Raw genomic sequence first — 15,496 nt, forward strand, 5'->3', positions numbered from 1 at the left:
GACAGGCTCACTCTGCGGCAGACACCTGCGCGTCGGCCATCGACTGCCGCACCGCCTCGCTGAACGCGTCGAGCAGGAACGGCTTGGCGATCATCGCCATGCCGGTTTCCAGGAACGCCGAACGCTCCTGCGCCTTCTCGGCGTAGCCGGTCATGAACAGCACCGGCAGCGCCGGTCGGGATTGCCGCGCGATCTCCGCCAGCTGGCGCCCGTTGAGGCCGGGCAGGCCGACGTCGGTGACCAGCAGGTCGATACGTTGCGGCGACGCCAGGATGGGGATGGCGCCGTCGGCATCGCCCACCACGTCCACCCGATAACCCAGGTCTTCCAGTACCACGGTAACCAGCATCCGCACCTGGGCGTCGTCTTCCACCACGAGAATGGACTGACCAGACCCCAGCGACACCGTCGAGGCGCTGGGAGCAGGAACCGGCTCGCCCGCTGGTTCCACGAGCGGGATATACAGCGAAATGGTGGTGCCCTGCCCGGGCGAAGAATCGATGGCGATGTGGCCGCCGGACTGCTGCATGAAGCCGTACACCATCGACATGCCCAGCCCGGTGCCCTTGCCGATCGGCTTGGTGGTGAAGAACGGCTCGAACGCACGTTCGACCACTTCCGGCGGCATGCCGCTGCCGCTGTCGGCCACCGCCACCACGGCGTAGTCGCCCGCCGGGATGGTGGCCGACTCGCCCTCGCCCATCGTCACCAACGAGGTACGCAGTTCCAGTTCACCACCGCCGGGCATCGCGTCCCGTGCGTTGATGGCCAGGTTCAACAGCGCGCTTTCAAACTGGTTGGTATCCAGCGCGGCATGCAGCGGGGTGGCGGCAAGGCGGGTCTGGACGCGGACGGTTTCGCCCAGAGTGCTGCGCAGCAGGTGCTCGATGGAGCCGACCAGGGCATTGAGTTCCACCGGCCGGGAATCCAGCGACTGCCGCCGCGAGAACGCGAGCAGGCGCTGGGTAAGGCTGGCGGCGCGCTGGCTGGAGGCGGTGGCCGTATCGAGGAAGCGTTCCAGGTCGTCCACGCGGCCCATTTCCAGGCGCATCCGCACGATGTCCAGCGCGGAGAGAATGCCGGTGAGCATGTTGTTGAAGTCGTGCGCGATGCCGCCGGTGAGTTGACCGATCGCTTCCATCTTCTGCGACTGGCGCAACGCCGCTTCACTGGCCTCGCGCGCGGCCATCTGCGCTTCCAGCTCGCGGGTGCGCTCGGCGACCATCACTTCCAGCTCCTGGGCGTGCCGCTGGCTGGTCTCCAGCGCCACCTTCGAGGCGGTGATGTCGGTGACGAACACATGGAAGCCATCGACCGTGCCGTCGTTTGCGACGCGCGGGGAGTAACGCACTTCGCTGTCGCGACGACCGCTATCGCGGCGCGGCCAGCTGACCTCGAACACCACTTCCTCGCCCTGCAGCGCGCGTGCCATCGCCGCGTTGCGGCTCTCCGACACCTCGCTCCCCACTATCTCGCTGACATGCCGTCCGATGACCTCGCCCACCGGCAGATCGAACCAGGCCTCATACGCCCGGTTGGCGAAGCGGTAGTGAAGCGAACGGTCGACGAAGGCGATCAGCACCGGCATCGCATCGGCGATCAGGCGCAATTCCGACTCGCTGCGCACCAGCGCAACCCGGCTGTCGGCCAGGGCCTGCATCTGGTCGCGGACCAGGTATTGCTTTTCACGCGCCCGCAGCGCGCCCTGTACCGAACTCAACAGGGACATGCTGCCCAGCGGCCGGTCCAGCTCCACGACATTCATCGAGCGGGGCAACAGGCCGTCGGCCGGTGCGCGCCGGTGCGCGCGCGGCGAGCGCAGCAGGATGAATGGCAGGTCCGACCACGCTTCCTGCGCCGACAGACGTGCCTGCAGCGTGTCCACGCCCGCCGCGACGGCTTCCTCCGTCACCAGCACCACGCCGGCACGCTGGTCGAGCGCATCGGCCAGCGCATCGGCCAGCGCGATCAGGCTGGGCTGGATGCAGGCGGTGAGGCCGGCGCCGCGTAGCACGGCCGCGATGCTGTCGGCATCGCGGCCGAAGGGTGCGACGATATGGACGATGCCGGTGCCGCCCTCGTCATCCGGCATGGGAATGGCCCAGCAGCGCTGCGCTGTCGCCAACAAACTCCGGGGTGCCGGTAAGGATGCCCTTGAACTCCTTCAGCGGGCTGCTCAGGGTCAGGCCGCTGCCGTTGATCTTGAGCTCGCGGATGGTGTCCTCGTGCGCGCCACCACGGTTCTTGATGACCGAAATCGCCTTGCGGATGCGCCCCTGTGCTTCGAAGAAGCGGAACAGGATCACCGCATCGGCGATGTAGGACACGTTGAGGTTTCCCGTGGACATGGTGCCGACCAGCCCGTGCTGCGGATTGATCAGGAAGGTTACTACGCCCTTCTGGTTGAGATAGGACAGCATTTCATGCAGCTGCAGCATCAGCTGCTTTTCCTGCGGCATGGCCGCCACATAACCGTTGAGGCTGTCGATCAGCAGCACGCTGCAGCCGCGCTCTTCGACCGCCTTCTGGATGTTCCAGGAGAACTCGCCGGGCGAGATGTCGGCCGGGTCCATCTGCATGATCTCCAGGCGGCCCGATTCCAGGTGCGCATGCAGATCGATATCCAGCGCCTCGGCACGGGTCAGCAGGGTACCGACGCGCTCGTCGAACTCGAAGATGCAGCAGTTCTCGCCGCGCTCGCACGCCGCCCAGACGTACTGCAGGGCCACGTTGGTCTTGCCGCTGCCGGCCGGGCCGGTCAACAGGGTGCAGGTGCCGCGCAGCGGCCCGCCACCGAGCAGGTTGTCGATCTCGTCCACGCCACTGCCGATGGGCGTGCCGTGGAACTGGTCATGGTGCTGGTTGGCGATCAGCCGCGGGAACACATCCAGCCCCCCCTCGCGGATCACCATGTCGTGGTAACCGGCGACAAAGTCCACGCCGCGCAGTTTCTGCACCTGCAGGCGGCGACGCGCCGGACCGAAGTCCAGGGTCAGCCGCTCCAGCGAGATCACGCCATGGCAGAGGCTGTGCAGCTGGCCATCGCGGTCCTCACCGGTCGAGGTGAGGTCGTCGACCAGGAATACCGTGGCGCTCTTGGGCGCGAAGAACTGCTTCAACGCCAGGATCTGGCGGCGGTAGCGCAGCGAGTCCTGGGCCAGCAACCGCAGCTCGGACAGCGAATCGAACACCACCCGGTTGGGCCGGATGCGGTCCACTTCACCCAGGATCAGGTTCACCGTTTCATCCAGCTCCACTTCCCACGAATGCAGGACCGACTGCAGGCGCCCGTTGCCCAGCGCGTCCTCGGCCGAGCCGAGTTCGAACAGGTGCAGGCCCTCCAGCGACCAGCCGTGTGCGGTGGCAACCTCGCGCAGTTCCTCGGCCGTCTCGGAAAGGGTGATGTACAGGCACCGCTCGCCGCGCCGCAGCCCTTCCAGCAGGAACTGCAGCGACAACGTGGTCTTGCCCGACCCGGGCGGCCCCTCCAGCAGGTACAGCCGCCCCTGCGGGAAGCCGCCACGGAGGATCTGATCCAGCCCTGGGATGCCGGTGGTGATGCGTGCGGATTGTGTCTGCATAGGTTCGCCAGTTTCGACGGGGCGAGTCTAGCAACCGCATCTGTGTAGAAATTGTGTGATCGGGTTGGCTAACTGAAACCGCATTAAGCAAGGTGTGGGCGATGTAAAACCGCCCTGGCCTGCATCATGCGAAGTCTTTCAGGACCTCGCCGATGCCGGGCGCCGACAGTTCCAGGCCGAGCCGGGTACCGGGATTGACCACGACACCATAGCCACCGGGCACGCGCTTGAGCACCTCGAGCATCTGCATGCGGATCGTATGCGGCGCCTGCTGGCTGTGGATGCCCACGCGGCACAGGTCGGTGAACACGGCCACGTGCAGCACGCCCTGCTTGTCGAACAGCAGCGGGTCGAAGCCGCTGCCGTCGGGGGTGACCAGGCTGCCGGTGAGCAGCACCACCTCGGAAGCGACGAAGGCCTTCATGAACAGCCCGATCGGCAGTTGGCCGTCCATCGCGGACTGCAGCAGGGTTTCGATCGGGGTCTGCGGGGGGAGTTCGGTCATGACGGACGGGCAGCAGTGGGGTAACGCATTGTACCGTTGCGGCGATGGGCGGCCGGCCGCCGCTGGGCCTGCACGGCAGCCCTCAGCCCGGGTCGCCGATCAGGAACCGATGGAAGGTGGAGTCATCGCTGGCCAGTTCGACGGCACGCAGGCCCATCCGAGGCAGTGCGCGCGTCCAGTAGGCGTACGCGGCGGTGTCGCCACGGAACACCGCGAGCAGCCATTGCCCCTCACCGGGGCGCACCAGGGCGGTGACCACATGCGCGGCCAGTCCTTGGCCACGGTGCCTGGGCAGCACGAACAGGTCGGCCAGCTCCGGGCACCGGCGTCCGTCCTGCTCCACCTGGTCCACCAGCACGAAACCGGCAAGCGCGTCATCGACGAACAACAGCCGGGCCCAGGCCGGATCAGCGCGGAGCGAGGCCTGGACGTCGCTGAGGTCGCAGTCGAACAGGCCGTCTGCGCGTACCTCCTCGCCACTCCAGGCGGACGCTTCGAAGTAGTAGAACTGCAGCAGGTGGAACAGACGCCCGGCATCGTCCGGCGTTGCGGGGCGGAGGGAAAATCGGGACATGGGGACAGCGCTCGGCGGGGGACCGCAGCATGCGGTCGCGGTGCCGAGTGTAGTGCCCGGCCCACCGCAACGCGGCGGACCGGACGTGCGACAGGCTATTTCGCCAGGCGTCGGGTCCGCGCCTGCTGGTCGTCCACCGCCGCCTTCAAGCGGGCCTGCAGCGAAGGCTGCTGCACCGGCGCATCCAGCACGAATACGCGTACCCCGTGCGCAGGCACCTCGGCCGTCAGCGTCCGCGTGATCGTCTGCCGCTCTCCGCCCAGGGCATCGCGCCACTGGCCAGCCTGCAGGTAGCGGCTCACCGCCATGCGGCGCGCGGTGTCGCCCTTGTTGAGCAGCACCAGCGCGGTCTGGTGGATGTCGCCCTGCTGCAGCACGCGGAAGAACACCGCTTCATCGCCCTGCAGGCGCTCGTTGACCTGCAGGCCGCGCTGCAGTGCCGGGGTGGCTTCACGCAGCTGCGCGATGCGCTGCAACGGGCCGAAGATCGGGCTCTGCGGGGCGGCCGCGATACGCTGCTGGCCGAAGTAGGCGCGATTGCCGGCGTGTTCGGCGCGGCTGCGCATGAACCCGGTTTCCGACCCGTAGTAGATCACCGGGATGCCGCGTGCGGTGAACAGCCAGTTGTGCGCGTCGATGAAGCCGTTGTCGGTGGCATCCAGGCGGGCCATGTCGTGGTTGTCGTAGAAGCTCATCAGCTCGTAGGGGTTGGCATACGGCCCACCGACCAGGTGCAGCGGCGCGGCCAGGGTTTCAAAGCCCTTCTGTTCCTTGCCGAACACCGACGACAACGCGCCGCGCAGCGGGAAATCCAGCACGCTGACGTTGGCGTTGGCCGGCCAGGTGTGTTCGGCGATGGTGTTGGCGTCGTAGTCGAAGGCCTCGCCGAACATGAACATGCCCGGATGCGCGGCGCGGATGCGGTTGACGAACGCGTGCCACCACGGGTGCGGCAGCCAGCCGATGGTATCGATGCGCAGCGCGTCCACGCCCTGCCCGGTCCACTGCAGGTAGGCCCCGACCAGGTAGTCCATCACCGCCGGATTGTGCTCGTTGAAATCCGACAGTTCGGCCAGGTTGCCGCTGAAGATCGAGCCGTTCCTGCTATCTACCGGGCCGATGGTGTTGTAGAACGCGTGCAGCGGGTTGTGGGCGGGGTCCAGCTGCTGTGGCGGCAGGTTCTGGTGGTCGGCGATGAGCGTGCCGTCCTTGTCGAAGATCTGCCCGAACTGCGGCTGGCGCGTGGGCATGGTCCAGGCCGGCGAGCCATGGTTGCCGACGATGTCCAGCACCACTTTCAGGTTGGCCGCGTGCAGGCCACGGGTAAGCCCGGCAAAATCGAGGTCGGCGCTGGGCAGGTGCTCGTCAAGTTTGTAGAAATTGATGCCCCAGTAGCCGTGGTAGCCGGTCTTGCCGCGATCGGTCAGGGTGCTGCTGCAGCTGATCGGCTTGCTGCCGGTGAAGGCCTCATCGGGGTTGTCCACGATCGGGGTGATCCAGACCGCGCCGAAGCCCAGGTTGCGGATGTAGTCGGCGTTGTCGAGCAGGCCCTTGAAGTCGCCGCCAAGGTAGCCGATGTTGCCATCGACCTTGTCCGGGCACGGCACCGGAATGTCGAAGGTGCGGTGCGTGCCGCCCTGGTCGCGGTGGTCGTTGGACGGATCGCCGTTGACGAAACGGTCGGTCACCACGAAGTACACCGCATCACTGGCGAACGGCTCGGTGGTGCCCACGTACTCGGGGCGCGGCGCGGCGATGGCCTGGGCCGACAACAGCGCGACGGACAGGCCCAGCGACAACCGGGAAAAACCATGCATCAGGCAAGCTCCTGTGTGGAAGGCACGCGCAGCACGCACACGCCGGCCACCAGCAGGCTGACGCCGCCCAGGGCGAGCACGTGCATCGGATCGCCGCCCAGCCAGGTGCGCAGCATGAAGCCCAGCGCGCTGGCGGCGATCAACTGCGGGATGACGATGAAGAAATTGAACAGGCCCATGTAGATGCCCATCTTGGCCGCCGGCACGCTGTCGGACAGCAACGCATACGGCAGCGACAGGATCGAGGCCCAGGCGAAGCCGACGCCGACCATCGACAGCAGCAGCCAGGTGGGATCGTCGATCACCGCCAGCGAGATCAACCCCAGCCCGCCCAGCCACAGGTTGACCAGGTGGCTCCAGCGCAGCCCGAGCAGGCGCACCATCGGCGGGATCAGCAGCGCGGCCAGCGCGGCGAAGCCGTTGTAGGCACCGAACAGCACGCCCACCCAGTTGGCACCCTCGTTGTACGCCGCCGACGCCGGATCGGTGGAACCGAAGTGGGTACCCGCCACGGCAGCGGTGGTGTAGATCCACATCGCGAACAACGCGAACCACGAGAAGAACTGCACCCACGCCAGCCGCCGCATGGTCGGCGGCATCGCGCGCAGGTCATCGACGATCTGCGCCAGCATGTGCGTGCCGGGCAGCAGCCGCGAGGCACCGAGCAACAGGCCATACGCCGCGCATAGCCCGGCCAGCACGTACAGCATCTTGTCGCCGCGCTGCGAGGCGATGGCCACGGCCAATCCCGCGCCGATCAGCAGCCACAGCGCACTCTGCGCCCACGGCGGCGGGCCGGCCCTGCGCGACGACTGCTGCGCGGCCGGCGGCTCGGCATCGGCAAAGCCGGCCAGCTCGGCCGGCGTGTACTCGCGGGTGCGGAACACCGTCCAGCAGATCGCGCCCAGCAGCACCACCGCACCGACGTAGAACGCATAGCGCACCGTGTCCGGCACCTGCCCCGCCCCGGCGGTATTGGCCACGCCGAAGTGGGCCAGCAGGAAGGGCAGGAAGCTGGCCACGATCGCACCGATGCCGATGAAGAAGCTCTGCATCGCATACCCGGTGGGCCGCTGGCGCGGGGCGAGCTGGTCGCCGACGAACGCGCGGAACGGCTCCATCGACACGTTGATCGACGCATCCAACACCCACAACGTGCCGGCGGCGATCCACAGCGTGGGCGAGTTGGGCATCACCAGCAGCGCCAGCGTGGTGAGCAACGCGCCGACCATGAAATAAGGACGACGCCGGCCCCAGCGCGTCCAGGTACGGTCGGACCAGTAGCCGATCACCGGCTGCACCAGCAGCCCGGTCAGCGGCGCGGCGATCCACAGCCCGGGCACCGCATCCATCGGTGCGCCGAGCGTCTCGAAGATGCGGCTGGCGTTGGCGTTCTGCAGGGCGAACCCGAACTGGATGCCGAGGAAGCCGAAGCACATGTTCCAGATCTGCCAGAACGACAGCGTGGGCTTGGCGGGGCGGCTCATCGGGCAGGCTCGGCAGCAGTGGCGATGGGGGCGATCAGCAGCGCGCTGACCTTGGCCTGGTTGAGCACGCCGTCGCGCCCGCCCTTGCCGCCGTTGTAGGTGGCAAAGTGCGTCAGCGCGCTCATGTTGAAGCCCTCCTCCAGCGTGAAGCGGCAGTTGCCCTTGGGCAGGTCGAATTCGGCTGCGGTGGAATCCTGCGGCCCCACGCTGTGCGGCATCACCACGGTGGCACGCTGCGCCGGCTGGCCCGGGCACTGCACGACCAGCGGCTTCACCGCAGCGGTGACGCCGGTGTTGATCGGGCCGTTGGGATTGTCATAGCGCAGGCGCACGCGCACGCGGGTGGGCTGGGGGGCGGTCCAGCGCCACGTGGCCGCACCGGTGAGACGCTGCTGCGGGCCGACGCAGGTCATCGGGCTGTGCAGGGACTCCAGCGCACCGTCGCGCCGGGTGAGGCTGAGACAGTGCTGGTGGCCGTCATCGCGCAGGGTGAGCGGCGCAGCGGTGGTGACCTCGCGGCCGTCCAGCCACAGCACGTGGGTGGCGGGAACTGGGATCGACCAGGTGTTGCCGCGTTTGACCGGTTTGGGTGCGGTGGGGGTGGTGGGGGCGTAGGCGGCTGCGGAAGCAGGAGCAGGAGCAGGAGCAGGAGCAGCCGAGCGTGGCTCGGCTCTACCGGGTGCGGGTGCGGGTGCGGGTGCTGCGGGTTGCGGCTGCGCCATCAGTTGCACGGTGACGGTGTTGTTCTTGCGCACGATGTTCTTTGCCACCAGCAACGCGCCCTCCAGCTTGCGCGGGCGCTTGAGCACGTAGCGGGTCGTGCCGTCGTCCAGCTCGATGCTGCTGCGTTTGCCGAACAGCTGCGGCACCAGCGCGGTCGGCAGTTTCGGGGCGACGCTGCCGTCGGCTTCCACGCCGAACACGCCTTCCAGCACCATCGACAGGTAGCCGGCCACCGACCACAGCTGGCGCGGCGAGTTGACCACCGGACCGCTCAGCGCGCCTTCGTCGACATGCACCGCCAGGCGCCGCATCTCGTAGTTTTCCATGTTGGAGCCGGCCAATGCGGTGCCGCGCATCAGCGATTCGATCTCCCGCTGGATGCGGGCGGGGTCATCCAGATGGCGTGCGGCGCGCAGCGAGTACGCACTCACGAACGGCCACACCGCGCGGTTGTGGTAGATCGGCTGCTGCGCTTCCTGCGGCCACACCACCGGGCTGCCGCCCTCCACCGCCGGGTAACTGGCCAGCGCGCGGCGCGCGCGCTCGGCCGGGAACACATCGGCCAGCACGCCCAGCGAGATCGCCAGCAGGTCGTACTTGGCGTAGGGCACCGGGTGCGCGGCTTCGCCGATGTAGCTCATGTACTGGCCGGCATCCTCGCGCCAGAAGCGCGCGTTGATCTGCGTGGCCAATGCATCGGCCCAACCGGCGTAGTCGCTGGCACGGCCATCGCCGCGCTCGCGCGCCAGCCGCTCGGCCAGCCGCAGCGCCTGGTAATGCAGCACGTTGGTGGACAACGCGAACGACTCACCGATGAAGCGCACGTCCTGGCGGGTCCAGTCCGGGTAGGTCTGCTCGCGCCAGTCCAGGAACGAGGTCTCGCCGCGATACAGCCCGATCTGCGGGTCGAACACGGCCGCGCGATCCTGCGCCAGGGTGCCCTGCAGCGCCTGCCAGACCTGATCGGCGAAGGCCCGGTCAGCGAGCAGTCCGCGTGCGGCCAGGAACCACACCACGCGGTCGCTGCTGATCGGCCAGCTGCCCCCCGAGCCGGTGTCCTGGGCCACGAACAGCCCCGACGTATGTCCGTCGCGCGCGGTCGAAAGCTTGAACTGCAGCGACTGCCGGGTACGCACCGGGTCCAGTCGCGCCAGCGCCAGATCGGCGGCAAAGCTCACATCGCGGGTCCAGACATACGGCCAGCGCTCGCCGGTCTGGAAGCAGTCGCACGGCACCGGATTGCCCTGGTTGAAGGCCGGGTCGCGGATCGCAACGACGCGATCGGCGTCCATCTCCTGCTGGGCCAGCGCGAACAGCGCGTCGAACAGCACGCTGTCGGTGCGGCTGCGCATCGGCTGTGCGGCGACGGCGACATCGCCCTGCGGCGCATGCAGCTGGAAGCCACCGGCGGCAGTGGAGCTGGCACGCGCGGTGCGGCCATCGAAAGTGAGGTCCGCCGCGGTTGCGGTCGAACCCAGCGCCAGCCCAAGGGCAGCGGTCAGGCAGATCATCTTCAGCATCGAAGCGGCGGACCGGCTTGCGCCCGTCGGCCTCCCTCCCTCTTTGCACGCGTTGTGGTTACGCAGACCGCCATGGCCATGACCGACGGTTGCGCTCGCGGCCCCCTCCCAGGGTGCCTGGCCCCATGGTAGACGGCGCGCCCGGATACGCGCCCCTTTGCATACGTATTCATGGCGATGCGGCGGGACGGCAGGATCTGCGTGGCTATAGTCCAAGCCATGTTCCGGCCGCCTTGGGAGGGGAAATGCCGACAACACCGCATTGTTCGCGTGGATCGCACACGCGTGGCCGCCGGCCCTGGCTGGCCCTTGGGTTGTCTCTGCTGGCCTTCATCGCCCGCGCCGAGCCGGTCACCGTGGCCAGCGTCGACTCGCCGGGCAAGGTGCTGCGGGTATCGCTGCAGCTGGATGGCGGCACGCCCAGCTACCGGGTCGAGCGTTTCGGCCAGGCCGTGGTGGCCGACTCCAGACTCGGTTTCCAGCTGCGCGACGGCCGCCTGGACCGCGACCTGGCCGTGCTCGGCCAGACCGCGCGCAGCGTCGATGAGACCTGGGAACAGCCGTGGGGCGAACGCCGCTACGTGCGCAACCACTACAACGAAGTGGTCGTGCAGCTCGGTGAACGCAGCGGCGCCCAACGACGCTTCGAGGTGGTGTTCCGGGTCTTCGATGACGGCCTGGGCTTCCGCTACCGCTTTCCCGAGCAGGCCGGCATGCGCGAGGCGATCATCGACGACGAGTTGACCGAATTCGCGATCGCGGCGGAATCCACCGCATGGTGGATCCCGGCCGGCGAGCCCATCCACTATGAATACCTGTACCAGCGCACGCCGTTGGACCAGGTGCCGCTGGTCCACACCCCCATCACCCTGCGCAGCCGCGATGGCCTGCACGTGGCCATCCACGAGGCGGCGCTGGTCGACTACGCCGGCATGTGGCTGCGCCGCGTGGACGGACAGCGCCTGCGTGCGCAGCTGTCGCCCTCGGCCGAAGGCTGGAAGGTACGCCGCAGCCTGCCCTTCGCCACGCCGTGGCGCACGCTGCAGATCAGCGACCGCGCCGGCGGCCTGGTCGAGTCGGACCTGATCCTCAACCTCAACGAGCCCAACGCGCTCGGCGATGTGAGCTGGGTGAAGCCGTCCAAATATCTGGGCGTGTGGTGGTCGATGCACCTGGACAAGGAAAGCTGGGCGACCGGCCCGAAGCATGCGGCCACCACGGAAAAAACCAGGAAGGTGATCGACTTCGCCGCCGCCCATGGCTTCCGCGGCGTGCTGGTGGAAGGCTGGAATCCCGGCTGGGACGGCAACTGGGTGGGCAACGGCAACGACTTCGATTTCACCCGCGCCACCGCCGACTTCGACATTGCAGCGCTGTCGGCCTACGGCGCGAAGAAGGGCGTGCACCTGATCGGCCACCACGAGACCGGCTGCGCGGTCGAACACTACGAAGACCAGCTCGATGCCGCGCTGGATCTGTATGCGCGGCTGGGCGTGGATTCCTTCAAGAGCGGCTATGTGTGCGATGACGGCCAGGTGGACCGTCGCAACCCGGCCGGTGGGCCGCTGTGGCGCGAGTGGCACGACGGCCAGTTCATGGCCCGCCACCACCTCAAGGTCGTGCAGGAAGCGGCCAAGCGCCACATCGCAGTGAACCCGCACGAGCCGATCAAGGACACCGGCTTGCGCCGCACCTACCCCAACTGGATATCGCGCGAAGGCGCGCGTGGCATGGAGTACAACGCCTGGGGGCAGCCGCCGAATCCGCCGGAGCACGAGGTCAACCTGGTGTTCACCCGGCTGCTGTCCGGGCCGATGGACTATACCCCCGGCATCGTCAGCCTGAAGGGCCGCGGCGGCCAGCCGATCCCGAGCACGCTGGCGCGCCAGCTGGCGTTGTACGTGGCCATCTACAGCCCGATCCAGATGGCCGCCGACCTGCCTGAACACTATGCGCAGCACCCCCAGGCATTCCGTTTCATCGAGGACGTGGCGGTGGACTGGGACGACTCGCGCGTGCTCAACGGAGAGGTGGGCGACTACGTGACCATTGTGCGCAAGGACCGCCACAGCCGGGACTGGTTCCTGGGCAGCATCACCGACGAGAACGGCCGCGTGCTGCCGGTTTCACTGGGCTTCCTGGAACCGGGCGTGCGCTATCGCGCCGAGATCTACCGCGATGGCGACGGTGCGGATTTCCGCAGCAACCCGTTCGCCTTCGTGCGCGACACCCGCGAGGTAACCAGTGCCGACGCGCTGACCCTGGTGCTGGCGCCCGGCGGCGGCCAGGCGATCCGATTTACCCCGCTGTAATGGGCCCGGCGCACTGCGGAACATCCACCGTCGGCGCGTCTGTAGGAGAGCCCCCCTGGGTCAGGGGGCGGTGCCGAAGGCACGGGGGCATGGGTGCTTGTGAGACAGGGCGCTACGGTTCGCGCAGCAAACCGTGGAGCGGTAGCGCGAATGCGATAACGCATCTGTAACCGATTCCAACGCTGTAAACGCCATTGAATACGTATGCAGGGTGATTCACGCCGATGGCGCGCTGCCTACCATAGCCACGCAGTCAACGGCCACCGCGCCATGACGCTCCCGGGTCTTCCGGGCAACCACAAAATCGATTGGCAACATTGCCTGGGAGGGGAAAATGTTGAACTGCAAGCGCAGCGCGCTGAGTATCGCGCTGGCCGTCGCCCTGACGCCGTTGATGGCGTCGGCGCAGACCGCCGAACCGACGACGCCGACAGGGACGGCGGCCACCAACCTGGACACCGTGCAGGTCACCGGCATCCGCCGTGGCATCGAGAACGCGATCGCGATCAAGCAGGACGCCACCTCGGTGGTCGAGGCGATCTCGGCCGAGGACATCGGCAAACTGCCCGATGTGAGCATCGCCGAATCGCTGGGACGCCTGCCCGGCCTGGCCGCCCAGCGCGTCGCCGGCCGTGCCCAGGTGATCAGCGTGCGCGGCCTGTCGCCGGACTTCGCCACCACCCTGCTCAACGGGCGTGAAGTGGTCAGCACCGGCGACAACCGCAGCGTCGAATTCGACCAGTACCCCTCGGAACTGGTCAATGGTGTAACCGTGTACAAGACTCCCGATGCGGCGCTGGTCGGCCAGGGCCTGTCGGGCACCATCGACATGCAGACCGTGCGCCCGCTCAGCTTCGCCGAGCGTGTGATCGCCATCAGCGGCCGCTACCAGAAGAGCTCGCTGGGCAAGGCCGCCAACGTCGATCCGTACGGCAACCGTTTCAGCGCCAGCTACATCGACCAGTTCCTGGACAACACCTGGGGCGTGTCGATCGGCTACGCACACAGCGACATGCCCATCCAGGAAAACCAGGTGGGCCTGTACGAGCCGTGGACCACCGAGCAGACCGACCAGGGCAACCGTCCCGGCCTGGCCCCGGGCACGGTGTTCTCCGACGGCATCAAGGCATTGCGCCGCACCGGCAACAACAAGCGCGACGGGCTGATGGCGACGGTGCAGTTCCGCCCGTCCAACGTGTGGACCAGCACCCTGGATGCCTTCCACACCGAAGCCGAGCAGATCGACACCGCCAACCAGTTCGAGGTCAACCTCAGCAACTACAACGGCGGCTACAGCCCGGGCCTGCTGATCACAAACCCGCAGGTCAACGCCGATGGCACCTTCGCCGGCGGCGTGGCCACCGGCGTGTACCCGCTGGTGCGCGGCATGTACAACAAGCGCAAGGACAAGATCGACGCGTTCGGCTGGAACAACGAATTCAACTTCGAGCGGGTCAAGGTCGTTGCCGACGTGAACTACTCCAAGGCCACGCGCGATGAGCTGAACCTGGAAAACAACCTGCAGCTCACCCCGATGCCGCAGCTGGATTCTGTCGGCGTGGCGGTCAAGCCGGACGGTTTCTCGCAGATCAGCCCGGGCCTGGACTATTCCAATCCCGACGCGCTGTTCCTGACCAACACCATCTACGGCTCCGGCTACGGCAAGGTGCCGATGGTGGAAGATCGGCTGAAGGGCGCCCGCCTGCAGGCCACCTTCGCGCTGCCCGAGGCGATGAAGTGGTTCGCCGATGTGGACGTGGGCGTGAACTACGCCGACCGCCGCAAGGACAAGACCCAGGCCGAGGGCAACATCCTGCTCGGCGACCAGGGCGATGCCAACATCGCCGGCGACCTGCAGTACGCCCCGGTCAACCTCGGCTTTGCCGGCATGGGCTACATTCCGTCGTGGAACGTGCCGGCGGCGGTGGACCGCTACATGGTGTTCAATCCGGTCACCAACCTCGACTATCTGATTCCCAAGGCGTGGACGGTGCAGGAGAAGACCAGCACCGCCTGGGTACGCGCCAACATCAACACCGACCTCGGCGAGGTGGGCCTGCGCGGCAACATCGGCGTGCAGATGGTGCGCACCGACCAGAGTTCGCAGTCCAACTACTTCGACCGCTCGCGGCCGGACGGCCAGAACATCCTGCCGATCGACAGCGGCAAGACCTACACCGACTGGCTGCCCAGCTTGAACCTCGTCTTCATGTTCCCGCACCAGCAGACGCTGCGCTTCGCCGCGGCCAAGCAGGTGGCGCGGCCGCGGGTGGACCAGATGCGCGCGGGCCTGGAGTTCGGCGTGGATACGTCCACCGGCAAGCCGGGCGGCAGCGGCGGCAACCCGCTGCTGGACCCGTGGCGTGCCAATGCCATCGATCTGTCGTACGAAAAGTACTTCGGCGAGAAGGCCTACGTGGCCGCGGCGATCTTCTACAAGGACCTCAAGTCGTACGTCTACACGCAGTCGCGCGACGACTACGACTTCAGCGACCTGCTGGCCAGCTATGTGCCACCGCCGGGCATGATCGTGCCGGTGCAGCAGACCGGCACGTTCTCCGCGCCGGAAAATGGCCAGGGTGGCAAGCTGAAGGGCCTGGAGCTGACCGCCTCGTTCCCGCTGGAGATGCTGACCGACAGCCTGCGTGGTTTCGGTGTACAGGCCAGTGCAACGTTCAACGACAGCGACATCAAGATCCTGGATCCGGAAAGCGCATCCAGCGTCGGCAGCGATCCGATCAGCCTGCCGGGTCTGTCCAAGCGCGTGTACAACTTCACCGCCTACTACGAGCGCAGTGGTTTCGAAGCGCGCATCAGCCAGCGTCGGCGCTCGGACTTCATCGGTGAGATCGGCAACTTCAACGGCAACCGCACGCTGCGTTACGTGGTCGGCGAGAACGTGACCGATGCGCAGGTCAGCTACACCTTCGCCGACAGCAGCAGCCTGCACGGACTGACGCTGCTGCTGCAGGGAAGC

At 67.3% G+C, this 15,496-nt stretch carries 9 protein-coding genes; 2 read left to right on the forward strand and 7 right to left on the reverse strand.

Going from position 1 to position 15,496, the window contains the following annotated elements:
• Positions 1-7: 7 nt before the first annotated feature.
• The 7 genes from RTO53_RS09165 to RTO53_RS09195 form a co-directional block, all read right to left on the reverse strand.
• Positions 8-2,092 carry an ATP-binding protein gene (locus RTO53_RS09165; protein ID WP_312237496.1) on the reverse strand — a complete coding sequence of 695 codons (2,085 nt, stop codon included), beginning with the start codon at positions 2,090-2,092 and terminating at the stop codon, positions 8-10.
• On the reverse strand, positions 2,082-3,581 hold the full coding sequence (locus tag RTO53_RS09170; protein WP_312237497.1) for an ATPase domain-containing protein: 1,500 nt from the start codon (positions 3,579-3,581) through the stop codon (positions 2,082-2,084). Before RTO53_RS09170 ends, RTO53_RS09165 begins: the two co-directional genes overlap by 11 nt.
• Positions 3,582-3,705: 124 nt before the next feature.
• The gene (locus tag RTO53_RS09175) at positions 3,706-4,086 is read right to left on the reverse strand and encodes an SseB family protein (RefSeq protein WP_312237498.1); all 381 of its coding nucleotides are present in this window, start codon (positions 4,084-4,086) and stop codon (positions 3,706-3,708) included.
• 82 nt (positions 4,087-4,168) lie between these two features.
• On the reverse strand, positions 4,169-4,660 hold the full coding sequence (locus RTO53_RS09180) for a GNAT family N-acetyltransferase (RefSeq protein ID WP_312237499.1): 492 nt from the start codon (positions 4,658-4,660) through the stop codon (positions 4,169-4,171).
• A 95-nt stretch (positions 4,661-4,755) separates the two neighbouring features.
• Positions 4,756-6,477 carry an alpha-amylase family glycosyl hydrolase gene (locus tag RTO53_RS09185; protein ID WP_312237500.1) on the reverse strand — a complete coding sequence of 574 codons (1,722 nt, stop codon included), beginning with the start codon at positions 6,475-6,477 and terminating at the stop codon, positions 4,756-4,758.
• Complete coding sequence (locus RTO53_RS09190; protein ID WP_312237501.1) at positions 6,477-7,964, reverse strand: MFS transporter; 1,488 nt, start codon at positions 7,962-7,964, stop codon at positions 6,477-6,479. Before RTO53_RS09190 ends, RTO53_RS09185 begins: the two co-directional genes overlap by 1 nt.
• Positions 7,961-10,207: a Six-hairpin glycosidase-like protein gene (locus RTO53_RS09195; protein ID WP_312237502.1), complete on the reverse strand. Its 2,247-nt coding sequence runs from the start codon at positions 10,205-10,207 to the stop codon at positions 7,961-7,963. Before RTO53_RS09195 ends, RTO53_RS09190 begins: the two co-directional genes overlap by 4 nt.
• A 125-nt stretch (positions 10,208-10,332) precedes the next feature.
• Here RTO53_RS09195 and RTO53_RS09200 point away from each other — a divergent pair, with 125 nt between their 5' ends.
• Together RTO53_RS09200 and RTO53_RS09205 are read left to right on the forward strand one after the other, a co-directional pair.
• Positions 10,333-12,519 (forward strand): glycoside hydrolase family 97 protein, encoded by a 2,187-nt coding sequence (locus RTO53_RS09200; RefSeq protein ID WP_312237503.1) that lies wholly within the window; start codon positions 10,333-10,335, stop codon positions 12,517-12,519.
• Positions 12,520-12,853: 334 nt separating this feature from the next.
• A partial coding sequence (locus RTO53_RS09205) for a TonB-dependent receptor (RefSeq protein ID WP_312237504.1) occupies positions 12,854-15,496 on the forward strand: 2,643 nt, incomplete at its 3' end.

The organism is Stenotrophomonas sp. (assembly GCF_031995405.1).
Taxonomy (GTDB): domain Bacteria; phylum Pseudomonadota; class Gammaproteobacteria; order Xanthomonadales; family Xanthomonadaceae; genus Stenotrophomonas.